Annotated in this window: 21 protein-coding genes and 2 tRNA genes; 7 read left to right on the top strand and 16 right to left on the bottom strand. The window is 43.3% G+C overall.

Annotation, left to right across the window (positions count from 1 at the left end):
* Positions 1-2,160 precede the first annotated feature (2,160 nt).
* The 7 genes from C1A02_RS05300 to C1A02_RS05270 form a co-directional block, all read right to left on the bottom strand.
* Entirely contained in the window at positions 2,161-3,435 is a 1,275-nt protein-coding gene (locus tag C1A02_RS05300) for a transglutaminase domain-containing protein (protein ID WP_101697168.1), read from the bottom strand.
* Positions 3,436-3,782: 347 nt separating this feature from the next.
* Positions 3,783-4,247, bottom strand: coding sequence for a gamma-glutamylcyclotransferase family protein (locus C1A02_RS05295; protein ID WP_164997151.1), 465 nt, complete (start codon positions 4,245-4,247; stop codon positions 3,783-3,785).
* A gap of 44 nt (positions 4,248-4,291) precedes the next feature.
* Positions 4,292-5,179: an amidoligase family protein gene (locus tag C1A02_RS05290; protein WP_243577928.1), complete on the bottom strand. Its 888-nt coding sequence runs from the start codon at positions 5,177-5,179 to the stop codon at positions 4,292-4,294.
* Between the two features lie 241 nt (positions 5,180-5,420).
* Positions 5,421-6,350: a DNA adenine methylase gene (locus C1A02_RS05285; protein ID WP_101697167.1), complete on the bottom strand. Its 930-nt coding sequence runs from the start codon at positions 6,348-6,350 to the stop codon at positions 5,421-5,423.
* A 12-nt stretch (positions 6,351-6,362) separates the two neighbouring features.
* Positions 6,363-7,112 (bottom strand): hypothetical protein, encoded by a 750-nt coding sequence (locus C1A02_RS05280; protein WP_101697166.1) that lies wholly within the window; start codon positions 7,110-7,112, stop codon positions 6,363-6,365.
* A 302-nt stretch (positions 7,113-7,414) separates the two neighbouring features.
* The gene (locus tag C1A02_RS05275) at positions 7,415-7,942 is read right to left on the bottom strand and encodes a hypothetical protein (protein WP_101697165.1); all 528 of its coding nucleotides are present in this window, start codon (positions 7,940-7,942) and stop codon (positions 7,415-7,417) included.
* Between the two features lie 35 nt (positions 7,943-7,977).
* A complete protein-coding gene (locus tag C1A02_RS05270) occupies positions 7,978-8,922 on the bottom strand; it encodes a DUF4393 domain-containing protein (protein WP_101697164.1) in 945 nt (314 codons plus the stop codon).
* Positions 8,923-9,336: 414 nt separating this feature from the next.
* Here C1A02_RS05270 and C1A02_RS05265 point away from each other — a divergent pair.
* Together C1A02_RS05265 and C1A02_RS05260 are read left to right on the top strand one after the other, a co-directional pair.
* Positions 9,337-9,412, top strand: a tRNA-Thr gene (locus tag C1A02_RS05265).
* Between the two features lie 61 nt (positions 9,413-9,473).
* Positions 9,474-9,558 (top strand) — tRNA-Tyr (locus tag C1A02_RS05260).
* Positions 9,559-9,777: 219 nt separating this feature from the next.
* Here the strand turns inward: C1A02_RS05260 and C1A02_RS05255 are convergent.
* The 4 genes from C1A02_RS05255 to C1A02_RS05235 form a co-directional block, all read right to left on the bottom strand.
* The gene (locus tag C1A02_RS05255; protein WP_101697163.1) at positions 9,778-10,071 is read right to left on the bottom strand and encodes a barstar family protein; all 294 of its coding nucleotides are present in this window, start codon (positions 10,069-10,071) and stop codon (positions 9,778-9,780) included.
* Between the two features lie 110 nt (positions 10,072-10,181).
* Entirely contained in the window at positions 10,182-10,475 is a 294-nt protein-coding gene (locus C1A02_RS05250; RefSeq protein ID WP_101697162.1) for a barstar family protein, read from the bottom strand.
* 136 nt (positions 10,476-10,611) lie between these two features.
* Entirely contained in the window at positions 10,612-11,661 is a 1,050-nt protein-coding gene (locus tag C1A02_RS13720) for a barstar family protein (RefSeq protein WP_243577927.1), read from the bottom strand.
* Between the two features lie 99 nt (positions 11,662-11,760).
* Positions 11,761-17,025 (bottom strand): leucine-rich repeat domain-containing protein, encoded by a 5,265-nt coding sequence (locus C1A02_RS05235; RefSeq protein WP_101697161.1) that lies wholly within the window; start codon positions 17,023-17,025, stop codon positions 11,761-11,763.
* Positions 17,026-17,396: 371 nt separating this feature from the next.
* Here C1A02_RS05235 and C1A02_RS05230 point away from each other — a divergent pair, with 371 nt between their 5' ends.
* The 3 genes from C1A02_RS05230 to C1A02_RS05220 are packed head-to-tail and all read left to right on the top strand — an operon-like array spanning position 17,397 to position 19,023.
* Positions 17,397-17,933: an ATP-binding cassette domain-containing protein gene (locus C1A02_RS05230; protein WP_243577926.1), complete on the top strand. Its 537-nt coding sequence runs from the start codon at positions 17,397-17,399 to the stop codon at positions 17,931-17,933.
* Entirely contained in the window at positions 17,905-18,120 is a 216-nt protein-coding gene (locus C1A02_RS05225; protein ID WP_101697160.1) for an RbsD/FucU domain-containing protein, read from the top strand. The genes C1A02_RS05230 and C1A02_RS05225 overlap by 29 nt, the downstream gene beginning before the upstream one ends.
* A 12-nt stretch (positions 18,121-18,132) precedes the next feature.
* Positions 18,133-19,023: a ribokinase gene (locus tag C1A02_RS05220; RefSeq protein WP_101697159.1), complete on the top strand. Its 891-nt coding sequence runs from the start codon at positions 18,133-18,135 to the stop codon at positions 19,021-19,023.
* A gap of 120 nt (positions 19,024-19,143) precedes the next feature.
* Here C1A02_RS05220 and C1A02_RS05215 read toward each other — a convergent pair whose 3' ends face one another.
* The 5 genes from C1A02_RS05215 to C1A02_RS05195 all read right to left on the bottom strand — a co-directional run bounded on the left by C1A02_RS05215 (position 19,144) and on the right by C1A02_RS05195 (position 22,745).
* Complete coding sequence (locus C1A02_RS05215; protein WP_101697158.1) at positions 19,144-19,833, bottom strand: hypothetical protein; 690 nt, start codon at positions 19,831-19,833, stop codon at positions 19,144-19,146.
* A complete protein-coding gene (locus C1A02_RS05210; RefSeq protein ID WP_101697157.1) occupies positions 19,830-20,513 on the bottom strand; it encodes an ABC transporter ATP-binding protein in 684 nt (227 codons plus the stop codon). Before C1A02_RS05210 ends, C1A02_RS05215 begins: the two co-directional genes overlap by 4 nt.
* A gap of 36 nt (positions 20,514-20,549) precedes the next feature.
* Entirely contained in the window at positions 20,550-21,326 is a 777-nt protein-coding gene (locus C1A02_RS05205) for a hypothetical protein (RefSeq protein WP_101697156.1), read from the bottom strand.
* Entirely contained in the window at positions 21,323-22,192 is an 870-nt protein-coding gene (locus tag C1A02_RS05200; RefSeq protein WP_101697155.1) for a hypothetical protein, read from the bottom strand. The genes C1A02_RS05205 and C1A02_RS05200 overlap by 4 nt, the downstream gene beginning before the upstream one ends.
* A 73-nt stretch (positions 22,193-22,265) precedes the next feature.
* The gene (locus tag C1A02_RS05195) at positions 22,266-22,745 is read right to left on the bottom strand and encodes a hypothetical protein (protein WP_101697154.1); all 480 of its coding nucleotides are present in this window, start codon (positions 22,743-22,745) and stop codon (positions 22,266-22,268) included.
* Positions 22,746-23,454: 709 nt separating this feature from the next.
* Here C1A02_RS05195 and C1A02_RS05190 point away from each other — a divergent pair.
* Complete coding sequence (locus C1A02_RS05190; protein ID WP_101697153.1) at positions 23,455-25,005, top strand: dockerin type I domain-containing protein; 1,551 nt, start codon at positions 23,455-23,457, stop codon at positions 25,003-25,005.
* A 58-nt stretch (positions 25,006-25,063) separates the two neighbouring features.
* On the top strand, positions 25,064-25,729 hold the full coding sequence (locus C1A02_RS05185) for an acyltransferase (RefSeq protein WP_101697152.1): 666 nt from the start codon (positions 25,064-25,066) through the stop codon (positions 25,727-25,729).
* The last annotated feature ends 9 nt before the right edge of the window (positions 25,730-25,738 follow it).

Raw genomic sequence — 25,738 nt, 5'->3', positions numbered from 1 at the left:
TTCCGTGTTAAAGGTTACTGTCAATTTCTCAATCAATCCAGTAACAATCGGAAGTCCTTCCTATTTTTTGCCGGGGGAAAATACATAAAAAAAAGAACCTAGGCCGTCAGGCCGATAGGTTCACTATATTGGATATAGTATTATTGGGGCTAAAAAAGAAGAAGCTAAAACAGCTTAAAAATCGCATAGAATAGCCGTTTTTAGGGGTAACGAGAGAGAAAGTTTTTTGCCACTTAGGGGATATTTTAAGCCACCATAGAGGGGATTTTTTACCACTTCAGAGATTTTAAAGCAGAGGAATGCAAGGCAGCGTAAGGGCTGTTTGATACCCCTGGATAGAATACGATTTAAAGTACCAGTTACACTACCATGTCAACTACTTTACTATTATAGTTAGATATCCTTGTTTGAGTGTATAAAGAAGCTACAGACTCCTAATTGTAACGGAATCTGTAGCTTCTATTGTTTATTTTATCTGTGCAATCCTACCCCTTAATAACTATACCTTATTCCTTAACCGTAATTGTAACCGGAGCCTGTCATCTTGTAACCAGAGGGGACTGAAGTTCCTATAGTATCGCCCTCAAGGTGATACCAGTTTCCGCCTACTTTAACTAAAGTCCACATATGGGATGTTCCGTTGCGAGTACCCCAAGCTAACTTTGCGTCGTATCTTAGGATAAAATAAAAGCACTCAGTCATTTTGTTAACTGAACGCCTTTATTTTCGACACTCCTTGACAAATCTTGCCAAAGTGTGTATAATACTAGTGTGTCAAGTATCGGTTGCCGTAACTAAGAAAGGAGAGTGCAAAATAAGACATTGAAAGGAGAATAACATATGAAGAAGCGTAAAAGAAAACGCAAAACCACCCATTTTCCAAACAGAATTCCAAATAACCTCAAAACCCTGTACTACGCACTCGCCATAGTATTACTGATTTACCGCTTTTTTCACTGATTTTTATTCGTCACTACTCAAATAAAACCACAATCCTCTATGTGTATTAGCAGTACATATAGAGGATTTCCTTTTGTCACAAGACATTGAAAGGAACATAGTACATGAGGAAATTTACACATACATCCAAGTGGCACAAGCTTGAGATGCTGAAGAATGCAGTTATTCTTCTTTACTTTGTATGCAAATTTGCTCTGTTAGTCTACCCGGTGTTCAATCACTAAGTTTAATTCCATAAATCCTCTATGTGTATTAGCCGTACATATAGGGGATTTCCTTTTGTCACAAGACATTGAAAGGAGAATAACATACGAAGAAGCGTGAACCCAAAAAGAAAACTTCCGACCACTCTACCAAAGCATCTAAAGCCTTCCAGATACTGTACTACGCACTATCCATAGCAATTCTAATCTACAAATTCTTCAAATAATTCGTGCTTATCTCGAGTGTGTATTGACCCTACATGCTCGAGATTTCCTTTTGCATTTCTTACTTTCTTATATTGTAATATGAGTATAGCATATTGAGAATGGCTTTGCAAGCATATCTTTTAAAATTACTAAGTAACTTCTTTGCTAAACACATATTATTACGTGTTTATATTATAACTCAAAACTCATTTCAAGTCAATTAGATGTCCTCATTATATATGATTCGATTATGTAAGAAGCTACAGACTCCTAAATGTGAGGGAATCTGTAGCTTCTATTGTTTATTTACAGTGTTAATCCTACCCCTTAATACTTTTCTTACATATAATAATTAAGGAAAGTCATTGGTATCCTAGAGGGGATGTTTAAATGCTATCTGCTTTTTTAGAAGTAATTCTTACGTTTTTTAATGTAGCATACTATTACATTATTTTCACGGCAATCTCTACGGTAGTCGTGACAACAATAGCATGCTTTATACACTACAGACTTACACAAGTTTTGATTGTTTGTCTGTGTTTCCTTTGTTTTCCCTTTATCATACCAGCTATGATAATTACAAAAAGAAAAGGTAAAGCATACACGTTCTAAAAAGTAAAAGCTTGCACTCCTAACACTTTCTATTACACCAGTGACTTTCTATTTAATATAGTTTATATCGTTATATGAATGTATAAAGAAGCTACAGACTCCTAAATGTAAAGGAATCTGTAGCTTCTATTGTTTATTTATAGTGCTAATCCTACCCCTTAAAGGTTAAGACTACTTCTTAACCGTAATTGTAACCGGAGCCTGTCATCTTGTAACCAGAGGGTACTGAAGTCCCATCACCAGCACCCTCGAGATGATACCACTGACCATCATCTGGATTCTTCACCATTGTCCATTGGTGCGCTACTCCATTGCGAGTACCCCAAGCTAACTTTGCATCGTAGCCGTTTGCTTGAAGAACTGCTTGTTGAGCTTTGGCTCTATCTCCACACATTGTGCTCTTGCCTGTGAAGAAGTCATAAGCACTGCCAGCACTTCCTTGACCAGAACCACCAGAGCCTACTCTTGAAGCTATAGAGAGAATATCCACCCAAGTGTCGGTTTTAGGCAAACCAAATACTGTTTGGAAATCAGAGTCAGAAAGAGCTTCCATCTGAGTGAGTGCTTTCTTAACTGCGGAACTGCTTCGTGCGCCGTTAGCCTTCTCCATGACCACGTCGAACTGCGACTGATCCTTAGCCCCATATGAAGCTCCGCTGTAAAGGGTTTTGATGGCACCTGTTTCGGGTTTGGGAGCAGGTGCTGGTGCGGGAGCTGGTTTTGCCGGCTCCGGAGCGGGCTTCGCCGGGGTGACTGGTGCTGGAGTCGGTGCCGTACTCGTGGGCTTGCTCTCCGGCTTTGGTGCGGGTTTGGGAGTAGGTGCTTGAGATGCGGGTTTCGACTCTGGCTTAGATTCTGCCTTTGGTGCTTGTGAAGCAGGCTTTGCAGAGTTGAGATTAGGAGAACTGGAAGTTTGGGATGTGGGACTGGAAACGGGCGGGGCTACGCTCGAAAGCGTTTCAGATACCCCAGAACTAGGCGAGGAACTTTGTTCCGAAGCCGTCTCCCCTCCCACTAATAATACCAGCGTCTCCGTAGCATCTACTAGCTTCGGGAACGTTCCAGCTACATCACCTTGTAATTGTAGGTCAGGCTTCGTGATATCCATCTTGAGAAGCATATCATATGCCTTGTTGATTTTCTCCGAGTATACCGTATCCGCTTGCAGGTTTACGTTGTTCGTAAGCTCCTCCTGTAGCAGAATCGCCGTGGCACAGGCTTTGGCGAGGTCGGGATCTGACACCTGATTCTGTTCGTAAGCAGTATAGACAGCTTCTGTTTGTGTATAAAGGTTGTCCAGATTTACGGTGTCGATTTGTGAATCGGATTCACTGATTACTGCATTTGTTGGGACTGCCTCTGCCTCAGCAGTGGAGCAGCCAGAGAATGCAATGGATGCACTCAATACCCCAACAAGACATGCTATGTATTTCAATTTTGCCTGCTTTAACATAAGAAAACATCTCCTCACATTGTGTATCCCTATTATATATCTCTACAAATAAGATTGTCAAATCTTGTAAAAATTAATATAAATTTGGCTTTAAAAAGAGGACTTTATGATGCAGTCCTCTTTCTGCATCTGTGTCAGGTGCTATATGGGATACCCCATATAGTGCAGCTCCTTGCAATTGGATACGATCCAAAATGGAGTTTGGTAATTTGGTAATACCTCTGTACTGTATATCGGCTCATTACACTGGAATTAAAGCTGATAATCGGTAGCAATTTTGAATTATGGTAATTTGGTAATCGCTCAATTTGCTCAGAACTCTTCTATGCCTATATTCTAAATCGTTTTTATACTCCATATTGAAAGCCACACTGGAGAGAACTTTTCTTTTCCAGCAGACTGGACTGTAACGCTTCTGTTAGTGGACTGATATTCAGGTCAAAATCCCGATACCCCTGCTCCACTATGTTGAAGTAGTGAACAGATGGCGGTGCGATAAACCCACCATTCATTAGATAAATCATGCCACTGTGCGCAGAACCATCAGAAAAAGGGATGAAAAGTTGTTCCTTCCGATAGAAACTGGGGTAGCCCTCATATACATCCAAGTTTGCTTCATCTTTTGTAGAAATGCGCCAGACTGTGACCGGAACACTGGAGCCGGGGCAGGGAACTACTGTCAGTACCCTGCGAAATTGTAATTGGTAATTTGGTAATTCAGCTACCCCAACCATTTCCGCATCGGGGCAGCGGTTTTGCATCTGTTTTTTGTTCATGTTGGAACCGTATGCGATATAAATCTTCTTTTTCATAGTAAGAACTCCTTTGAAATATTTTAGATGGGGAGAATCCCGGCTTATGCCGGAATCGGTTCCCCATATCTCCAAGCAGAATTTCCGGTCAGGTGCTTGAGCAGGTGATGGCGGCAAGTTTTGAACTCGTCTCCAATCAGCCCCAAGCGAAGCAGCCAGCATCGAAAGCTGTATTTTTCATTGTCTGTTTGTACTGCCTTGCTGCTTGCAAACTTCTGGTTAATGGCCTGTGCTGAGATGGCAAGCGAAAACTGGATGTAGCTTTTGACCTCCCCTGCGTGCAGCGTGGCATTAAAGCAGCGGAACTCGATATTATGGTTCAGAAAGTAGCTGTGCAGATTCACCGCATGATAGCGGCTGTCATTATAATGTACGCTGCGTCTGCCATCGTCTACATACCACACATCCGCCAGACGTTCCATTTTCTTTGTGGCTTTCGCTTTGTCCACCATGGGAGAGGGCAGCTTTTTACAGTAGGTAGTGCGCCTAGAATCTACATCCAAAGCCCTATAAATCATATCCTGCCGGGCGTGGACGATGCTGAGTAGATTTTTCAGACTGGTCACGGTGTGGGCAGCTCCATCGACATGAACATGGATTCCGCAACTGGAATTGGTGATTGCCCCGGCGGCTCTCAGCTTTCTGACAATCTCCTGAATGGTTTCGATATCTTCATAGACACAGATGGGGGATACAAATTCCACCCGATACTCGTCACTGGCAATCGCCCCGCTTTTTCGTTGGGTGCGAATGGAGCTGTCCCGCAGGATTTCCCATTCTCGACCGGATTCATAGATGATATATTTGTCATATGAGCCACCAATGTGCTGCGCCGATACCCCAAAATGCTTTGCCACAACCGCAGCAGCCTGTGACCGGGTGATACCAGTAAACTCAATTTCAATTCCGAAACGCTGATTCCGCAAGTCCATTTTTGTAACCTCCACACAGCTTTTTATTTCTTCTTTGGAACTGTGTGTATGTTAACTCTGTTGTGCTTTTCATTCCAGATGCAAAGTGACGTTTGTGTGGACTTCTTTGTGTTGCTTGTGCCTAGTTCTGAACAAAACAAAAGCCATGTGTGGAATTATGAGCAGAGGGAACAGGGGGAATAGCGGGAACAGGGGGAACCGGGGAAATGGAGAAGCTCCGGGATACACCTCGGAGCTTCACTCAAGCACTCTTATCAGATAATAAATCTTCCTTTGCGGATTCCTCTCGTTTTTGCGCCCTTCTGATACTTCGTTCATTGACAAGATCGGTAATAAACGAGGGAACAGCAAAGTTTGTCCAAATGAACTCTTCCACAAGCTCGCCTTTTGAGTCACTGCTTTTAGAAATATACCCCAATGAAGTTCGTGTCCATCCTTTTGCGAGCATCCCATCATAAACCAATCTGTCTTCTTCCCGTCCACATAAAATAATCTTATTTTTTGTTTTGGATAAGATATCATTCAGTCGCTCATAATCTTCCAGACTCCAGTCATTTTTGTAAGTCTTCGTATCGTAATAGGGCGGGTCGATAAAAGAAGTAATATCATCGTAGTCTATGTAACGCTCCAACACATCAAAGCAGCTACCGCAGGTTACAAGCATTCTTTGGATTCGAGTAGGATATTTCAAAAGACCCTTTTGCATACTCTGATCCTGAAAATACTGAATTGCTTTATTTTCATTATATGTGGTTCGGTTATTCGCATAGCTTGCATAGATACAGTAAAAGGTGTAAGCTGCAGCCAAAGTGAGATCTAAACCGGGTTGGTCACGTTGACTTTTCGCATGATTAAAAACATCTTTGGGGTCATGGGATAAACAAAGCTGTACCAGCCTGTCCACCAATTGAACTACCTTCCGGGTACGAGCCTCATCGGTTAGGCAAGCCATGAGAGCCGCCATTCCACGTTCGTATTCGTTATACAGAACTTTATCATACAGAAACTTAGTAGCAACATTACAGGCCAGTTTCCCACCGCCACCGCAGACATCCAGAAAAGCTCTTTTGGGGGATTCTAATGCGAGGTATTTGATCAAGGGCAGCAGAAACACCAGAAGATCATTTTTGCCGCCTTTGCAGGGCAGACCAAGCATTCGTTTTATTTTCATGAGTTTTCTCCCTTATTCTTTATCTGGAGAAATGCGGAATATGCTGCATTTCTTTTCATTTCCGGTAGACAGAGTAACATCCTGTGGCTTTTTAAAAACTAAGAAACCTTCTTTTTCCATCTGGCCTTTGACCAGCCCCAACTTCTTTGTATCAGTAATCTCCAAAAGCTCGTCCACCTTTGAATTCAGGAGTGCCAGAACAATTTCTCCATCATATTTTTTCATCAGTCTGGGTGTATCAAGCCAAGCTCCGGTATATGCATCCATTTTAAATGTATTCTCAGATTTTAACGCAATGCTCTCATAGTTGTTTTCAATATAAGAGCAAATCTGCTTTTTATATTCTTCAATATTAATACTATTCTCCTCTTCTTCGCAGTTCTCCAGAAGATCGTCCAGCAAGTCTGATTCTGAGTAGATATCTTTTAGCTTTAAATATTCGGCATATCTTTTCAATTTTTCAAATTCCTCCAGATCACAAGAACCCCAATTATCCATTTCTTTACGAATAGACTCAGCCTCTTTCCCGGTAAAAGCAGAATACAAGAAGCAATCTTCTTCCTGTTTTCCAGTTTTGCAAATCACTTTAATAGCGTAGGTAAAATGCTTTTGTGCCTTTAACTTCCCGTATTTTAATTTGATGTCCCAAAGTTGACTGTCCAGTTTTACTTTGCTATTGCATTCTACACTTTCAATCTCAGTGAGAGAACCCTTCATTTCTTCCAAGACCTCGGGGTTCGCGTTATTATTTAAGTTTGTCATAGTGATTAACACCTTTCGTTATTTAATGTTAAGCACCATTGCAATGGTTTGGAACATTTTGTGTGTTCCCCTGTCGACATCCTTATGGTATCACGGGAAAGGCTCCCTTTTCATTATCTTCGTTTTTGTGTGTAAGGCTAAAATGGAGATGCCAAAACTCCGATAACCGCATAAAACCTGTGTTTCTTAACGCAATTCTTCTTTTTTGTTTTGCGCAATTCACTTAAATACAATAAAGGCATGTACAAAAAAGAAGAATTTCCTTTTTGTACATGCCTTTTTAGATTCTATTGCTTTTTAACTCAGGGGGTTAAGCCATGCTTTCGATACAATTCTAGAATTTTCAATTGGTTTTCTGTTGTTAGAATACAGCGGTTAGAATAGGGGTCAATCGTATCCTCCCCAGAGTAAATACCAATTTCAATGTCAAATTGTTCTCCTAGCTTAGACAGGATATATACGAGGAATCTATCAAAGTCTTTCCCTCGTTGCCACTTATAGCAGTCTGGATCTCTTTCAATGGGCGTAATTTCCTCTATGCTTAGAATTCTACCCTCCGTATTCTTGGTTTCAATTGGAAAAACCCTCATGTTGGACAAATTATCCTGAACACGTTTTTGAAAGCTTCTTTCTGACTTCTCCCGATGAGATTGATCGTCCTGCTGGCTAATCCAAAGCTCTTTATTATCGGATATGTAGTCCACAATTTCATTGATATTAATATCTTTACGATTGAAATTCTTTTCCTCATTGAAAAATAGAAGAATAAGAAACTGAAGCTGTGTAGAGATTTGAATCTCTGTGTTATGGTTTTTGGGATCACGAATCATGTGGTTGCTCCTTAATTAATATTATTTTGGGAACGTTATCGATTCTGATAAAGTTCTACCTCTTTTTCTAATACACAAACTTTTGTAAAGTCATAACCGTATTGAGTCAATCTTACGGATTTCTTTTTCAATTCTAAGTGACCATAACTGTTTAACAATACAGTATTGCCTCTAATGGAACCAAATCCAATCTTATTATTATCAGCTTTCTTTACATAGCTTTCCTGAATATCAATATAATAAGGATGATTCAGAAATTTATTATATTGATTTTCATCCAGTCGAATATTTTCGTCAATGGAAATCAAACCAAGTCTTTGCAGATTAGTAATACTAGTGGATACAACAGATGCATCTGCGGCATTGGTTTCAATAAAATAATTTGAAAGGACTAACATCCCTTGATCTTCATTCATTAAATAAACATCCGTAATGGGATAGATTGTTTCAGGATAATGATACCCTATCACTTCTCCGGATGGTTGAGGTTCATGTGTAGGTTCGGGTTTTCTATCTTTTATAATTGTTACACTTAATGTAGGTGCGTGTATTGTTGCCCTTTTTCTAAAGAGTGAAATAACATGTGCGTCTAGTGGTGATATCTGCTTTAACACATCTACAAAGGATGGGTGATTAATCGATTGCTTTTTTATATCCATTGCAGATATAATAATATTAGCAAACATTTCTCTTAATACTTTATCTTCATAATAGTATTTGCTAGCCTCTAGAGCAGGGCCTATTATGTGCAGCTTAGGTTCACAAATATCGGATTCAGGAATTTGACTTGCTTTTTTCTCAATATCGATCATGTATTGTTTTAATTCCGCTTGCTGCCGAATTTTTGCCTTAGCTACTGGTGTAAAAATGATACTTATTAAATCTGAAATTGTCCTTCCTATTTCCTTAGCTGGTTCTTCGGTAGCATTTTTAAAGAAAGTAGGGAGAACTAGATCTCCTAGATTAAAATCTTCACCCATTCTTTTACTCACCACCTATGTATTAAAGTTAGATTGAAAATGCACATGTAAATAAAGTTATTAACCTCATTTTACTTTCTAATCCTATATAAATCAACTAAAAACAATTAAATTTACCATTTTTATACATATTTATAATAGAATATAACCTCAAATAAGTGTGCGCAGCACACGAGTGTGAGAGCCTTGGTATCCAGTGGTATCCAAAGGTATCCACCTCACAGCACACAACAGCCATTGCATCAAAGAAATACTGTACTCAGAGTGTGCAACAAATCTTCTATCAAGCCTATTCAAATAGGATTTTTAGTGCAGTTTCTGCGCCTTTCTCTAAAAAAGAACGGTTTTTTCAAAAAATATGTTGACAAAATTACATTAAAGTGATATATTATTCAAGCATTCTATTTCTGAAACGCTGGTGTAGCTCAGTTGGTAGAGCAGCTGATTTGTAATCAGCAGGTCGGGGGTTCAAGTCCGTCCACCAGCTCCACGCTTCGGCGTTCAGCTGAACGGGACAGGCACCGTGATCTGTATGAGATAAAAGTGAATATGGAGGAGTTCCCGAGTGGCCAAAGGGGGCAGACTGTAAATCTGTTACGTTACGTTTCGGTGGTTCGAATCCACCCTCCTCCACCAAAAGAAAACCCGTATGGTTGATAAAACCATGCGGGTTTTCTTTGCATTCAGATATCCCCAAATAGCATCATGTTCACTGAAATACATCATTCCTTAATAGCCTTTCACAGCAAAATCTTTTTCCATATTTAGATTTATGCAGAGTGAACAGGAAGAAAACGAGGTATCCAGAGGGATTCACTTAGAAAAAAATTCTTGAGTAGGCAAGCTTGGAAACAATCAGCTAATGATTTTATAATCAAAATTCCAACCGTATTTTGCATTCTCTATTTTTAGATCCGATAATACAGTGTGCATTAATTCTAATTGTGGTAAAAACTCTTTTGGCATCGTAGACTCTCCCACAATTTCAACCATTTCCGCATCGCATTCAGTGCGCATGAAATCCCAAAAGGCATCCCAGTTTTTCCCGTATCCTTTAGGGAAATCAAAAGCAATACGAATTCTTTCGTGAAGTTCGTCGAAATATTTGCAGCCGGTTAAATCCAGAATAATTGTTTTTTTCTGATTCATAGATACGCCTCCTTTTAAGCTCTTACTGCTCACTAAATACAAGCGGTATTTGCAGCAAGTATATAGTATCCTTTTAAAAAAATCTCTTGGATAGGGAAACTTGGGAACAATCAGCTGATGATTTTATAGTCAAAACGCCAACCGTATTTTGCATTCTCTATTTTTAGATCCGATAATACAGTGTGCATTAATTCTAATTGTGGTAAAAACTCTTTTGGCATCGTAGACTCTCCCACAATTTCAACCATTTCCGCATCGCATTCAGTGCGCATGAAATCCCAAAAGGCATCCCAGTTTTTCCCGTACCACTCTGGAAAATCAAAAGTGATGCGAATTCTTTCGTGAAGTTCGTCGAAATATTTGCAGCCGGTAAGGTCGAGGGTAATTGATTTATCTTCATCCATGGTTCTTTCCTCCTCCAAAATAATTTCTAAAAAGGCTTTTTAGTGGTTAAAGGGAACCAATCGGAACTTAGTATTTGTCCAGCGCAAGTGTAAGAAAGACATTCATGGTACGAAGCTTTGTATAGGCAGAGCACCATTAACTGATGATTTTATAATCAAAATTCCCATTATACTTTTTGCTTTCAAATTTACTTTGTTGCAAGACTTCATGCATTAATTTTAATTCTGGTAAAAACTCTTTTGATAATGTATACTCACCCACAATTTCAACCATTTCTGCTTCGCAGTTACTCCAAAGAAGATCCCAAAAAGCATCCCAATTCTTCCCGTACCACTCTGGGAAATCAAAAGCAATACGAATTCTTTCGTGCAGCTCCCCTAAATATTTGCAGCCGGTAAGGTCGAGGGTAATTGATTTATTTTCATCCATGGTTCTTTCCTCCTCCAAAATAATTTCTAAAAAGGTTTCATAATGGTCATAGGTGACAAATAATAGTCCATCGTTTGACCAAAGTAATCGGTGCATATTTCGTCTGCCACTGTAATAATTAATATCGGCTTCCCACCAGATACGACCAGGTGCGTGTGGTAAGTGCCGGTTGCGATTTGAATAAATTCCCCCTGTGACCATTTTTCCTGGTGCAAATTTTACTGGAGATTTTCCCCATTTCCAACCCAAACGACTTATTTCCTTTTTTGAAATATAATAGTCTGGTAAAAGGCCAGAGTCGCTTATCCACCAATCTGCTCCGTTTTCTCCATCTTTTGTAGCGTTTCCGGCTACAACAGCCTGCATTGCTTTGACAGCACATCGGCAGTTTGGGTGTAAAGGAAGTTCCTCTAAAGGAGTGTCATTCCTATCATATATTTTACCGTGCAGATTACGGCAGGCTAAGCAGGTTTTTAAGTCCAGCTTTGCAACCCAATGCTTCCACTTTTTACTAACGGTTGTGGGTGGGGAATAAGTATCCAGCCGCCCTTTCACAAAAGCGGAGGCATGTTCCGGTGGCAATACATATCCAAACGCTTTTTTTACATACATGGTTTTCACCTCTTTATAAAATAAAGGGAAATATCCTCTTTTTATAAAGGGCAAAAATACAAAAGCTTGTATTGAAAAGAGCAAGCTGTATTTATCTATTTTGAGTGTAGCATAAAAAAAGAAAGAATCCAATTGGTGTGCCAATCAAATTCTTTCCGTAAGGCGTTTTGTCGGGCCTTTCTGATAACGTGAAAGCACCCCGAAGCCAAATGGCCTCGGGGCGCAGTTTCGTTATGCAGTTAATTAGAAATTCACGACACGTTTGGCAGACACACCTTGTGCCTGGCCTCCGTTTTGCACCGTTACTTTCACAGAAGAATGAGCCACCAGCTTGTTGCCGGAATACACGTCGAACGATACATAGGTTGTGCCGGCCTTCAGGCCAGTTACCTTATAGCTACCGTTATTGGTGCGCTCAATCTTTACCAGACCGGCTCTGGAAGAAGTCACCTTCAAGGTGGCATCCGCTGCGGTCAGTTTCGCGCCGATTTCATAGGATTTACCCTGTGGCAGGTTATAGCTAAGCGTATCAAGCGTCAGCGAACCGCTTGCTGCCTTATTCGGCAGCAGGACGAAATCGGAGTTGTGTGTTACGGTAACAGCGGCATAGCCCTGTTCGTTTACTGTAATCGGATTCCCGTTGTTTTGTAGCTCAAGGCTGCCGTTTGCCGGATTCAGATAATAGAAATACAGAATCTGGCCAGGCTGATATCCCTGTGAGGCAACGTCAACCGTCACGGTAGCCGTGGCGGGCAGCTGGCCGTTCTTTGCAAAGCGCAGCACAATGCCGGTGCTGGAGGGGGCGGCACTCTGCATAGCAGGAACCTCAGAAGTGGAATGTACAGACAGTGCCAGATTCAGATCCCGAATCATGGTAGCCTGTGCCAAAGCAGATCCGTTAAAGCTCCAGGTGTAAGCAGTTTTACCGGTCTGTGCGTTTTGAACGGTAATTTCCAAATCTTTTCCGGTCAATCTTGCTGTATTGAGCAGACCGCCATCCGCCTGAACAGAAACCTGTGCATTGGTGTTGGTGTTGTTTGCAACAGCCGCCGGTGCTGCCAGATTCAAAGACACTTTGGTTACCTCTGTGTTCTTCAGCTGCTGAACCAGAGAAGCAGTAGGCACCGAAATCTTCACTGCAGCAGGGGTGGAAGCAGTGGCTGAAGCCAAAGCGGTTGCCACACTTTGGGGAACGGATGCACTGATTTGGGCCGCGCCGTTTGTTACCATGTCGCTAGACGGTACGGTTGTTACTGTGGTTACAGTTCCTCCGTTCGAGGAAGGGCTTGTAACAACACTTTCAACAGCTGTATCTTTGCTGCTGGAAGAAGTGTTTTTAGAGGATTTATTGCTGGAAGATCCACTGCCGCTATTTCCGCTGCCGTTTCCGTTGTTACCGGAATTCTCGGCGGCTTTTACGGTAATCTGGAACTCCTGCACGTAAGGCTCAGAGTCGGCAAGGCCGTTTTCGACAATCGCGCGTACCGTTACCGTGCCGGCAGTCTTTGCCGTGAAGCGGTTTCCGGTAATGCTTGCACCGATCTGGTTGTCGGCATCTGCAAGCTGCCATTTGATTGTCCGGTTGGTTGCGTCAGCCGGAACCACCGTGCCGGTAAGTGTCAAAGCAACGCCGGCCGTAGCCTGAGCGGGCAGGTTGATGATGCCGGTTACGGCTTTAAAATCGTTGCCGGGCTGGGGCGCTTTTACCACAATCTTCTCAGCCGGAACCAGAGCAGTTTGAATGAGTGTGTTTTTTACCGCTTCATTCTCAACAATAATCTGGGCATTCGGTGCTAAATTGTAAAAAGCATTGGAACCGACGGGTTTGAGCGTATTCGATTTGATTTCGATACGGCTGAGTGAGGTGCAATTCTTAAACACGCTCTTGCCGATGGTATGAACCGATGCGGGTATGATGATTTCGGTCAGTTCGGTGCAGCCTTCAAATACACCAACGACAGACTCTTCTGCATCTTCGGCTACCATTGCGCCAAGCGTGGTCAGGCCATTGCCCAGCTGAACCGATTTCAGACCGGTGCAGCCGGAAAATACGCCGCTGCCCAATTCTTCCAGTTCGTCACTCAGCGTCACTTCCGTTAAAGACAGGCAATTATAGAACGCGTTTTCTCCAATTTCCGAAATGGCTGTCAGGCCGCCGAACTCCTTGAGGGATTGGCAATCGTAAAAGGCTTCTGAGCCGATTTCGGTTACGCTTTCCGGAAGAATTACAGTCTCCAGACTCGGGCAGCGCATGAAGGTTCCATCCGGCAGAGAAGTCCATTCTGAGCCTTGCTCAAACTCTACCGTTTTAAGAGAACTGTCAAACAGCATTAAATGTGTGCCGATATTTTTCAGTGTTTTAGGCAGCCGTACACTTTCCAGTGCCGGGTTATCGCCCAGTGCCCCGTTGCCCAAACTTTCCAGGCTGCTGTTTGGCGCAAAGGTGATGGTTTTCAGTTTTGTGCATTCTGTAATACCTCTGGCGCCAATGGATTTCACGCCGGAGGGGATTTCAAAGCTGGTTAGCCCATTGCATTTGGTAAATGCCAAGTCACCGATAGAGACGATGCTTTCGGGCAGTGTGATTTCTGTCATGCTGCTTCCGCTGAAGGCAGAATCGCCGACTGCAATTACGTCATACACTTTTCCCAAATATTCCACGGTGGAAGAAAGTGTAACCTTCCCTGTGGTGTTTTTGGCATTGCTGATTCGAACGCTTCCGTTTTCTGTTCCGGTGCTCTGGCTGAGCACATCATACTGGACTTGGCCGATGGTAAAGTTTGCGACTTCCGGCTCGGGTTCTCCGGTATCAACGACCTGAATCTGAGCCTCCTTAACGCCGCTTTCGGTCAAGAGTGCCTTAATTCTTTCGTTGGGGACGGAATAGGTTGCAGATGCAGAAACACCGCTGAATGCGTTCTTTGCAACGGTTTCAAGCTGCGCAGAAAGAATTTCAATTTTCTCTAAAGAACTTGCTCCCGAAAAAAGATTGTCTGCAAGGGTTTTGAGAGAAACAGGCAAACGAATCTCTTCCAGAGAAGTGCAGCCTTGGAAGGCGAGACGATCGATGGATACCAGTTTGGAACCCAGATTCACGGTTTCCAGTTTGCTGCATTTGCTGAATGCAGAAACACCAATGGTTTCGACCCCGGACAGGTCAACCTCATACAGGCTTGCATTCTGTGCAAAAGCATAAGCAGAAATGGATTTCACTGTTTGAGGAACGGTGTAAGAGTCGCCGGCTTTCTGCGCCGGATAAAGCATCAATTCTGTTTTGTTTGCATTGAACAATACGCCATTCTCGCTGGAATAGACCGAGTTGCCCGCAGCAACGTTCATTTCTTTCAGACCGGTGCAGCTGTCAAACGGTCTGTCACCCAAAGAAGTGAGGGTGGAGGGGATAGTAACAGAAGTCAGTTTCGTTGCACGAGTAAAGGCGCCATCACCCAAAGAGGTTAACCCCTCCGGCAAAACGCAATCAGACAGCTTAGAGCAATTCAGGAAGGCTGCGTTTCCAATGGTTCTCAGGGTGGAAGGCAGCTTTAAGGAAGTAAGACCGCTGCAGGAATCAAAAGCATTATTCCCAATAGAAGCCAGCTGGCTGTCTTCCGGAATGGTAAAGCTGGTGATAGAGCCGCAGTCATAGAATGCTTTATCGCCGATGGAAACGACAGAAGCCGGCAAGGTAACTGTTTTGATGGAACTGCCCATTTCCGGGTCTGCCTCAAAAGCGTGGGCACCGATTGCGGTTACGGTGTAATTTTTGTCTTCATAGCTTACCGTTTCGGGAATGACAACGGTGCTTGAAGCAGAAACAGAAGATTTGCCGTTACCCAGCTGTACGGTGCCGTTCTTTCCTTCAGATGCCTGAGTCAGAACGGTATACTCCCAGCCTCCTGCAGTAAAGGATTTTACCTCCGGTTCCGGATCGGTTCCGGGATCTGTGCCGGGATCGGTGGATTCCGCAGTAACCTGGCTTTCGGGTATTCCGCTGGCAACAACCAAAGCTTTTACAGCCAAATTGGGAACCGAAATCTTTACATCACCTGCTGCTCCGGCAAAGGCTTTGGCTTCCACTGCGGTCAGTTTGTCCGAAAGAATGGTGATGTTCTCCAGATTAGGGCAGCTTCCAAATGCATTGGCCTGTATTTCTGTTACGTTCTTGGGAATGGTGATTTCCTCCAAGAATTCGCAGTTATAGAAGGCGCTGTTCACCAATACCTCAAGGTTTTCCGGCAGATGAACACTTTCCAGTTTGGAATTGTTGTAAAAGCCCAAACGTCCGATGCTGGTTACCGAATCTGCTATCGTTACGCTGGTCAGCGAAGAAGCATTTTGGAACACAAAATCACCCAAAGTTTCTACGCCATCGTTCATGGTCAATTCAGACAGGCGTGCATTGCCCCAGAAAGCATACTTGGCAATGGATGTGACTCCGGCAGGTACTTTGTAAGCGGAGCCTTTTTTCGCTGCAGGGTACATCAGCAGCTCGCTGCCGTCTTTGCTGAACAGAATTCCGTCCACCGATTGATAGGACGGATTATTCTCATCCACAAGGATCGAAGCCAGCTTTGAGCAGCTGCTCAGCGGGCGATCCCCCAAGTTCGTCAGTGTTTCCGGGAAGTAAAAACTGGTGAGCTTCGTAGCATTAAAAGCGCCGTCTCCCAGTGTTTCCAATTCACTGCCTGTGGTATCGTCCAAGCCGATGTTATCCAGTGAATCGCAATTTGCAAATGCCGATTTTCCGATTTCTTTCAGGCCAACCGGCAATTTTATCGATTTTAAAAGGCCGCACCACTGAAAAGCGCTTTCACCGATGGAAGTCAGCTGGCTGTCTTCTGCAATCGTAAGCGTATTCAGAGCCTCGTCCTGCCAGAAAGCCTTGTCTCCGATGACTTCCAAGCTGGCGGGCAACGACACTCTTTGAAGCTCTTGGCAGCTTAAAAACGCAGAGTCTTCAATACTGGTTACGCCCTCGGGAATATCAATTTGCCGCAGAGCAGAGCAGCTGCCAAAAGCCCCTTTGGGTATGACTTCCAAATTTTCAGAAAGAGTGATGCTTGCCAAAGCCTCAGAAGCTCCAAAAGAGTCTTCACCAATGCTGGTTACACTGTCGCTCATTTCAAAACTTTCCAGACCGGTGCCGAAAAAGGCTCGAACGCCAATCTGAGTTATACTATCCGGCAAGGTGATTTCTGTCAGAGAGCCCTGCCGCAAAAAGGCCTTTTCGCCGATTTCAACCACATCGTATGTTTTGTCTTCATTTGTCACCGTCGCCGGTACCTCAACAAAGCCGCTAACTGCCATTGCCGAGGTGCCATTTCCTACCTGTACGGTGCCGTTTTCTTCTTCCGCCTCAGACAGCACTTTGTATGTAAGTCCATCTGCAGTGAAAATGTCGGAACTGCCTGTTCCTTCTGCGGCAAACGCCATGGGCGCACCAGAAAAAAGGATTTGCAGGCTTAAAAAACTGGCTAAAACCCTTTTACTTACACTATTTATTTGCACTTATGATCCTCCTGATCTAAACATCCTCAATTCCCGCAGGACAAAATGCCCCCGGGTTCTCTTTTTTGTTAGTTATGACTTACAAAAGGGCGTACTGACCCCTTGTTGTGTCTTAACTATCTCTTCCGATTCCAAAATGGAATCCCGCAATTGATTTGTTCTGTGTACATGCAGTGCATTTTTTGCAGCAAAAAAACGTTTTTGTTAATCTGGACTAACAATTGGTAAAATAAAAAACTGAATTTGGAAATCCAACAGCGTTTTCATATTATACTCGTTTTTATATACTGTCAAGCTATTTTGTTGATAATTCGAATAAATACATATACTTGATAAATAGTATCCATATTTTTCTGAAATAATTATTTCTTTTGCCGAATTTTTGCACAGAATCAAAAACCAATAAAATTAGATATATTTCTCTTTCCAGTCTGAAAAACTATACCAAGGGAATCTTTCTGGACAGGAAGAAGGAAGAGGAGCCGATAGAGCGGCAAATCAAAGAGATTCGCATTAAAGTGGCGGATAAAAAACTGCCTATTTTATCGCTTTCGGCCGGCAACCGGCAAAAGGTGGTTATGGGAAAGGGTATCTTGACGGCTCCCAAAATCCTTTTGCTGGATGAACCCAGCCGGGGAATTGATGTGGGTGCCAAAACAGAGGTGTTCGACATCATCAATCAGTATGCGGAGCGTGGCCTGACCATCCTTGTGATATCTTCTGAGCTGAAAGAAGTTTTGGCCGTCGCCGACCGAATTGTGGTGCTTTCCAACGGAAAGAAAACAGCCGAACTGGTCGGGGACAAAATTACAGAAGATAATCTGGTGCTGGCAGGCCATCACACGCAAGATTCAGGAACCGAAAGGGGAGAATGCTGGTATGAAAAAGAATCAAACCAATCTTACTGAAATCCAAGAGAAGAATCCGCTTTTAGAAACTTATATCCGGGAAAAGCTGGCCGATATTCCTTATGAGATGGTACCTCATGAGGAATTCAAACAAAGAACCCGACAGGTCAAATTTGCCATCCGCACCGGTGAATTTACCCCGTTCCCCAATGTTATTTTAAGGGCAGGGGTGGCGTTCCCGGCGTAAAAGGAGATTGCCATGAAAATACTGAATTTTGGTTCCCTGAATTATGATTATGTTTATGCCGTCGACCACATTTTGCTGCCGGGGGAAACCTCTGCGGCCTACCGGATGGATACCTTCTGCGGTGGAAAGGGTCTGAACCAATCCATTGCATTAGCTCGTGCGGGTGCTCAGGTTTGGCATGCAGGACTGGTAGGGGAAGAGGACGGCGGAGCCTTGCTGGATTTGTGCGCCCAAAATGGAGTGAAGACCAAATACATCGGAAAAGTGCCGGGAAAAAGCGGCCATACAGTCATTCAGGTGGACAAAAAAGGACAGAACAATATTTTGCTGTTTGGCGGTGCCAACCAGTGTCTGACAGAAGATTCTATGGATCAGGTGCTTTCTGCCTTTGGTAGCGGAGATATGCTGCTTTTGCAGAACGAGGTGAACGGGGTACCAAAGCTGATCGAAAAGGGATATGAAAAAGGGATGCGGATTGTGCTGAATCCTTCCCCTTATAACGAAATCATTGGGCAATGCGACTTGTCTAAGGTTTCTATTCTACTGGTTAATGAAATTGAAGGCTGGCAGCTAAGTGGCCTGCAAAATCCGGAAGAAATTCTGAACTACTTTTCAGAAAAGTATCCGCAAACAGCGGTGGTGCTGACTTTGGGCAGTGACGGCGTTCAATATCGCCATGGGCAGGAACGCTATTCTCATGGAATCTATCCCGTCAAGGTTGTGGATACCACTGCCGCCGGCGACACCTTCACCGGGTTTTTCCTTGCGGGGATTACCGGCGGAAAAACGGTGGAAGAAGCATTGGAGCTGGCTTCGAAAGCATCTTCTATCGCAGTTTCCCGAAAAGGAGCGGCACCGTCGATTCCCAAGCTGGACGAAGTACAACAATTTAATTTTTCATAATATGCTTTTATAACATGATCATTCCTCCTGAAAAAGGCTCAAAGCATATTGGATGCTTTGAGCCTTTTTATAAAAATATATTGTTGTAAGCTTATATTCGAGTGTGGAAACCGCTTCATTTTAAGACTCCATAAGGGACAAAAGCTCTTTTTTCGTATCAAAAAATGTTTTTACCAGGTTCTGATCCTGCAATAAAATTTCGTATTGCAATGATTTTTCATAATCAATCGCCCAAACTGGTTTGGGGTAATTTTCTGCTGTGATTGTGGAATCTGGCATCAGCTTGGCATATGGGCTGTCAATCATTGTAAAGGTGGGGGGATCTGTTCGATATTCCTTGGGCAAAAAGGACTTTAAAAACAGGATGTAATCGTGCCCCGGAATAATTTTGGTTCTAGAGAAAGATTTGCCATGAAGTGTTTGCATGGAGTATATTGGAAGCCCAGTTTTTTCGCTTGTAGTTTTTTCCAGTTGAATTGGCTCACAGACTACCAATGTATTTCCAGTAAGGCTGCCATCGTTTTTGAAAACCTTTTTTACAGTTACTTCGGTAAAAAAGGTTTTTCCATGGTTGTCCCCTTCGGTATTGGCAGTGGCCAATACGATAATCGGAGCCTCATCATAAATTGATTGAACTGAAGCCTGAATCAGGGATTCTTTGTCATCGAAAAATATATAGCCTACATTTTCCGGTGACTGGGATTTGGCTTCCGCCCAAATATCCGTATAGGAGTTCCGGGTGGCTACCCCGGCCCCAATGCAGATAAGGTATAAAAACAGGCTGATGAAAATCACATAGCGTTTTTTCATAAAGCAGCCCCCTTTACGACCTCTTTTAGATGGAGCTCTTTTTCCATTTGCGCTTCGGATAACTGTCCCTCCGCCATTTTGAATTTCCGTTGGCATAATAAGTCCAAATCCGCCTTGTTGTGGCTGGCAATCAGTATGGTACAGCCCCGATCGTTTTCTTCCCGTATGATTTGATGTACCGCCTGAATGCCGTCTTCGTCCAAGGCATTTGTAGGCTCGTCCAGCACCAATAAGTTGGGGCGTTCCATAATGGCCTGTGCAATGGCAAGACGCTGTTTCATACCAAGGCTGTATTTTTTATAGCTTCTGGAATCTTTTGGGTCAAGCCCTACTCGCTTCAGAACCTGAGTGATTTCCTTGTCACCAATTTTCTGCTTGATGGCTGCCAGAAACTTTAAATTTTCAAAGCCGGTAAACTCGTTCCAAAAGCCTACAGATTCAATAACTAATCCCAGATCCTTTGGAAAGCGTTTGTTTTCAATTTTCTCTCCAAATACGCTGACCGACCCAGCGTCCAAATAAATCAGTCCGCAAATCGCGCGGAACAGCATGGTTTTGCCCGAGCCGTTGGGGCCGAAAAAGCCGTAAATACCGCCTTGCTCCAACTCTAAATTTACATTATCTAACACAAGCCTTTTTTTCAGGCTTTTGGTTGCCTGTGTTACTAGAATCGATTCCATTTTTCCTATTCCTTTCTTTTCCACTGTGTGGTTTTATTATGCCTTTTGCGCATTTTCTTGAGTGCTTAAAAAATCTTTGCGGTGCACGGCAATTTGGCATAGCACGAAAAACAGTAAAAAAATCACGGCCAGAACAAAGAACGCAGACCAGTCCAGCATATGCTCTTCCGTCCATAAAGTGGAATCGGTAATGGCACGGCCCCAGCCGATTGTTAAATCAAGATTAAACTCTTCTCCATACCTGTCGAAATTAATGGCCCCATACCAAGACTCCAAGGCACCATATAACAATAAGGCAATAAACGGAACAATCGGGCGGTCTGTCAAAAGGTACGCCAGAAAATAAATCAGTGAGAAAATCATGTGCAGGATTAGTTCCAAAACGAAACTGTAAAGGTAATAGGGAAGCACTGGCAGGAAAACGCCGCCCACAAGATAAGAACCAATTAGGGCAGGAATATTTAGAATCAAAAGAAAAGTTGCGGCCAAAGGAAGGGACAGCCGAAGATATAGAAGCATCCAGCGGGAACGGGATTCGTTTCGTGTGGAAAATTTAATATCCATCGAAAAACGGGTGATTCCATAAATCCACAAAGCGTAAAGGGGAATATGCATCAAAGCAGCGCCTCGAAAGAAAAAATGCGCTTCGTAAACTTCTCCGGCATATACGGCGGAGCCTGTAAAAAAATCGCCAAATGCAATAAAGAGGCAATAGGTGTTAAAATAGCTTTGCCCCGCGACTAGAATCAGCAGTGCGGCAACTAATACCCATGTCAGCTTTTGTTTCCAGAACAGCTTGTAAAAGTATCTCACAACTCATCCGCCTTTCTTTTTCGCAGCCGCAATGTAATAACAAGAACAGAGAAGAGCAAGGGGATCAGAAGATAAGCCCAAAAGACGGCAAGGTATCTGTCGCCTCTGAACCAGGTTGGGTTCGTGTACTGTATGAGAGCAATCGATTTTTCCATAATCAATTCGTATACATATCCACCAAATAGTAAAAAGACGGTAGGAAGCACAATCACAAGGATTCGGCTGAACTTCAAAAAATAGCTCAGCGTATAAGAAACCAAAGCCCATGCGCCCGCTAGCAGGCTGTTGTAAAAAATAAAAACCAAGTTGGAAAGATGCGGATGGCTGTAAAACAAATTTGGAAACAATACCGCATGATCCTTTACACGGCTCAGGTCTAAAAAAGATCTGGTAGACAAAAATGGGTAGATGATTGCGTCTGAAGGGAAGAACACAAAAGTAATGGGGTAGAACAGCAGTAAGGGAAGCAATATCATTCCGAAGGCACCCAAAAAGCAGACAAGCGCACCGGCCAGATGATACGCATTAGAGGAACTGCGTGTAATCAGAAGAGGATAGGTTCCTTCCTTTTGGTCTGTCAGATAAAAATCTGAAAAAACCAGCGCGCCCACCGCCAGAAGAAAGAACTCCAAAAATATGGCAAAAACATATAAGGCCCATTGCTCCCCTGAGGCATTTGGGGTTCGACCGATCCAGCCCATGGCGGGGGAAGGGACAACCCCGATATCCATGCCGTAGTAACGGTAATAGCTGTCTAAAAAAGACAGGGTAATCACCGTGACAACAAAAAGAAACAATAGGCGAAACTGCCGGCGGGTTACCATATGCCGGAATTGAAACCAGAAGATTTGAGAGAAATTTTTCATCCTAACCCTCGATTCTAATAAATAAATCCATATCCGCACGAATTTTTTCGTGCGGATATGGTGTGACTGCTATTTAATTAAATTGTATTTTGCCTTTGACGCGTGCCGTTTTACTGCCTGTATTTACGGCATAAAGCGTTGCGTCTCCGGTATAGGTTTCACGATCCGCGTATTTGTACTCCATTTCCAGTTCTCCTACCCCTTGGTAAACCTCTTCTGATCTTTGCTGGTCAGAAACTTTAATGTAGAAGGACAAATAATCTTCGCCATTCAGTTCTTCGACAACATGCTCCGCTATCCTGGAAGATGGTCCGGCTTTTGTTCCGTCAACCAGACGCTTCTCTTTTCTGTTGGATTTGACCTGGACAAGGCTTTTATACCCATATTTGCGGTAATTTCTCGCCTGCAATTCCTGGGCACCCACAGATTCCTTAGTTAGTACCGTGGGAGCCTCTTGTTGATTCACAATGGTCTCTGCACCAGCGGGTACGGCAACAGCGGCCAGCATAACGGTTGCGCAGGCAAGGCTCAGTAATTTTTTTGACTTTTTCATTGTTTGTTCCTCCATTCTAAAACTAAGGTTTTTGTTGTTTTCGTAAATTCTTGTTTTGGGTACTTATTTGGCGTGAAAAAAGCCAATCGAAAGTAAAACAAAGAATTTACTCTTCCTACAATCAACATCAGTGAATTTTCGGACAAAACATGCTTTGGAAATCCATTTTAACTCACGGCGCTCACTGGCTTTCTAATCTGAAATTATTTAGGATATCCTACTCAAAATAATGAGGTGATTTTTTGATAATCCAGTGACGAATCCAACAAATTTTCATGTAAAGAATAATTTATATTGTATGTTACAAGGTGCTGACTACATAATAATACATACTACATTTTATTAGTTTTGTACATAGATTTAGGACTAAATGACAAAAAGTGAATGCGTTTTTATTCTAGTATTACTTTAGTTGCGATTTTAAATATGTATAAAAGGTTTTCTTTATTCGTGGTGTGATTTATCAGCCTTTTTCAGACTCGATCTGTTTCTTTACAGAATAATAACTCTTATATGCTTGTTTTTTATTAGCCTTCATTTGCCATTTATCGTAACCGTTGAGTGAAAGCATGCAGATATTTCTACGAATTTTGTAGGTAATACCCCCTTTTTCTTCCGCACATTAGTTCTTTTATGGATATTATTCACCAATTGCCCCTTTCCATTTTAAGGTAATTATAATGAAACTATCAAAATGGGGGGAGAAACGATGAAAAATAAAAGAAAACGTACTTTTCTGGCGATTTATGCGGGGCTGTTTGCGATTCTCTTTACGGTGGTTACGGCTACCTGTATTTTTGCCGGTTCTTCCAAAGTTTCTGTCTTGCTTGATGTTCCCGATAAGTTTTCTTCTCCGGACACGGTTTACCTGCTGCCGGCAGAAGAGGATCAGTTTCTTCTGGTTGGCACCAAAGGGGTATCATCCTTTGCCATGCTGCTCAGTGAAGACGGACAAGTACTCAGTCAGGTGACAGAGCCCGAGTATGCCACCTATCCGCTTTACAGTAACGGGCAGCTTTCTTTAATAGCGCCTTACCGCAATGAAAATAGCGGGGAATTCGGCATCCGAATCATTCGTTATACTTTGGATCGGAATCTGTTGGATAAGAAACACAGTGACGCCGTGATGCGGGGCGTTTCTGCAGAGCACAGCAATGACTTGACCGTAGATTCCGCAGGTCGGTATTATGTGGCTCATTCCCGTGAAAAGAATAGCCTTTTAATCATAGATACCAGCAATGGGTTTGACGTGATTAAGAGCATCCCCACGGCTCTGGGGTCTTTTGCCGCCATCGCTGTTTCGCCGGATCAGGTTTTGTACACGATGTATCCGGGGGAAAGCAAGTTAGGTATTTTGCCTTTGCCCGATACCATTACACAGTATACTCCTCTTTCAGATCCGCCTCTTTCTGTCAGCGATATGCCAATACCTGAATTTCGTTTTTTAAGTTCCCACCTTTTAATTGACGCCGAGGGCGATATCTATCGGGTGCTGAAGGAATCAAATCGTTTGGTAAAAACCGTGGAAACAGGGGGCGATTCCAGTTGCGCTGCCTTGCTGGGGTCAGGGCAGGTTCTAGTGAAAACAGAGGATTCCCGTGCCGCTGTTTTTAATGAAGAAGGCGAAGTTGGAAGTTGTACCTTTCACGGGGAATTGATAGCTCTTGCCAATCATGCCAATGGAACCGCCGCAGTGGTAATTGGGGAAGATGGTTGGTATTTTACTCCCGTTACTGAAGATATGATAGAAGCAACTGACCATGAAAGCAGCGGTGAGAATTCGAAAGATCCGGGGGAAGAAAGCAGTGAACCAAACTCGGAGGCGCCGGGAAGCGGTGAGGGAGAACCCGGAGAAATCCAAAGTGATGTTTACCGCATTGATCGCAATGCCCAGAAGATTTATGTCAAAGAAAAAACCACCTATGCGGTATTAAAAAATCATTTAAAAGTGGATGGTGCCATTTTACGGGCAGAAAAGCCCAATGGAGTTACCATGGCCAGCGGATACGTAATGACAGGGGCGGTTTTGCTGGCAGAATCTGAGCAGGGAATTACAGACAGCCTGATGATAATTGTGCCCGGGGATCTGAATGGCACAGGGTATGTGACCGAAACTTCCAGTAAAATTTTATACCGGGTGCTTAACGGGACGGCAGAACTGGAAGAAGCGGCTTTTGCCGCGGCAGATCTGGATGGTGACGGCGTTTTGACCACGGTGGATCTTCTGATGCTTAAAAAAGAATTAATGAAACCCTCTTGACAATTCCTGCTTTTCAGACAAAAATAGAAAGAAACGGAATTTTCAGGAGATAACTAACATGGAATCCATTGAAGTGAAGGAATTATTTGATCTGGAGCATACCTTGGCTCGGCCGTTTTTCAAAGACTGTCGATATCCTTGGCAGGCACTGCCCCAAATCGGTAGCTGGATCTGTGAACTGGGGAAAACACTTTCTGCAGAGGAGTATGAACAGCGGTCTGAAACAGTCTGGGTGGCGCGTACTGCCCGGATTTATCCCACTGCCCATATAGAAGGGCCGGCCATCATCGGCCCGGGAACCGAGGTTCGACATTGCGCTTTTATTCGCGGGAATGCGTTGGTGGGCGCAGACTGTGTGGTGGGCAATTCCACAGAGCTGAAAAATGTCATTCTGTTTGATCGGGTTCAGGTCCCCCATTACAATTATGTGGGTGATTCTATTTTGGGGTATTGTTCTCATATGGGAGCAGGCTCCATTACCTCCAATGTGAAATCAGATAAAACATTGGTAAAAGTACACTGCGAATGCGGCTCTATGGAAACCGGACTGAAAAAATTCGGCGCCATGCTGGGGGATTCGGTCGAGGTTGGCTGTAATTCTGTTTTGAACCCCGGAACCATTGTTGGGCGTGGCAGCAGTGTATACCCGCTTTCCATGGTGCGGGGAGTTGTACCGGCAGGCAGCATTTATAAGTGTGCAGGCGAAATTGCGGAAAAGAAATAGAGGTGTTCT

This window comes from Clostridium minihomine, assembly GCF_900240385.1.
Taxonomy (GTDB): domain Bacteria; phylum Bacillota; class Clostridia; order Oscillospirales; family Acutalibacteraceae; genus Faecalispora; species Faecalispora minihomine.
Note: the sequence above shows the minus strand (reverse complement) of the source record. Positions and strands in the feature narration are given on the sequence as shown.

What these genes read in the sequence shown, in the direction of transcription:
- C1A02_RS05300 (WP_101697168.1), bottom strand. Translation starts at nt 3,435, where the DNA reads ATGTTAAAGCAGGCAAAATTGAAATACATAGCATGTCTTGTTGGGGTA.
- C1A02_RS05295 (WP_164997151.1), bottom strand. Translation starts at nt 4,247, where the DNA reads ATGAAAAAGAAGATTTATATCGCATACGGTTCCAACATGAACAAAAAA.
- C1A02_RS05290 (WP_243577928.1), bottom strand. Translation starts at nt 5,179, where the DNA reads ATGGACTTGCGGAATCAGCGTTTCGGAATTGAAATTGAGTTTACTGGT.
- C1A02_RS05285 (WP_101697167.1), bottom strand. Translation starts at nt 6,350, where the DNA reads ATGAAAATAAAACGAATGCTTGGTCTGCCCTGCAAAGGCGGCAAAAAT.
- C1A02_RS05280 (WP_101697166.1), bottom strand. Translation starts at nt 7,112, where the DNA reads ATGACAAACTTAAATAATAACGCGAACCCCGAGGTCTTGGAAGAAATG.
- C1A02_RS05275 (WP_101697165.1), bottom strand. Translation starts at nt 7,942, where the DNA reads ATGATTCGTGATCCCAAAAACCATAACACAGAGATTCAAATCTCTACA.
- C1A02_RS05270 (WP_101697164.1), bottom strand. Translation starts at nt 8,922, where the DNA reads ATGGGTGAAGATTTTAATCTAGGAGATCTAGTTCTCCCTACTTTCTTT.
- C1A02_RS05255 (WP_101697163.1), bottom strand. Translation starts at nt 10,071, where the DNA reads ATGAATCAGAAAAAAACAATTATTCTGGATTTAACCGGCTGCAAATAT.
- C1A02_RS05250 (WP_101697162.1), bottom strand. Translation starts at nt 10,475, where the DNA reads ATGGATGAAGATAAATCAATTACCCTCGACCTTACCGGCTGCAAATAT.
- C1A02_RS05225 (WP_101697160.1), top strand. Translation starts at nt 17,905, where the DNA reads ATGAAAAAGAATCAAACCAATCTTACTGAAATCCAAGAGAAGAATCCG.
- C1A02_RS05220 (WP_101697159.1), top strand. Translation starts at nt 18,133, where the DNA reads ATGAAAATACTGAATTTTGGTTCCCTGAATTATGATTATGTTTATGCC.
- C1A02_RS05215 (WP_101697158.1), bottom strand. Translation starts at nt 19,833, where the DNA reads ATGAAAAAACGCTATGTGATTTTCATCAGCCTGTTTTTATACCTTATC.
- C1A02_RS05210 (WP_101697157.1), bottom strand. Translation starts at nt 20,513, where the DNA reads ATGGAATCGATTCTAGTAACACAGGCAACCAAAAGCCTGAAAAAAAGG.
- C1A02_RS05200 (WP_101697155.1), bottom strand. Translation starts at nt 22,192, where the DNA reads ATGAAAAATTTCTCTCAAATCTTCTGGTTTCAATTCCGGCATATGGTA.
- C1A02_RS05195 (WP_101697154.1), bottom strand. Translation starts at nt 22,745, where the DNA reads ATGAAAAAGTCAAAAAAATTACTGAGCCTTGCCTGCGCAACCGTTATG.
- C1A02_RS05190 (WP_101697153.1), top strand. Translation starts at nt 23,455, where the DNA reads ATGAAAAATAAAAGAAAACGTACTTTTCTGGCGATTTATGCGGGGCTG.
- C1A02_RS05185 (WP_101697152.1), top strand. Translation starts at nt 25,064, where the DNA reads ATGGAATCCATTGAAGTGAAGGAATTATTTGATCTGGAGCATACCTTG.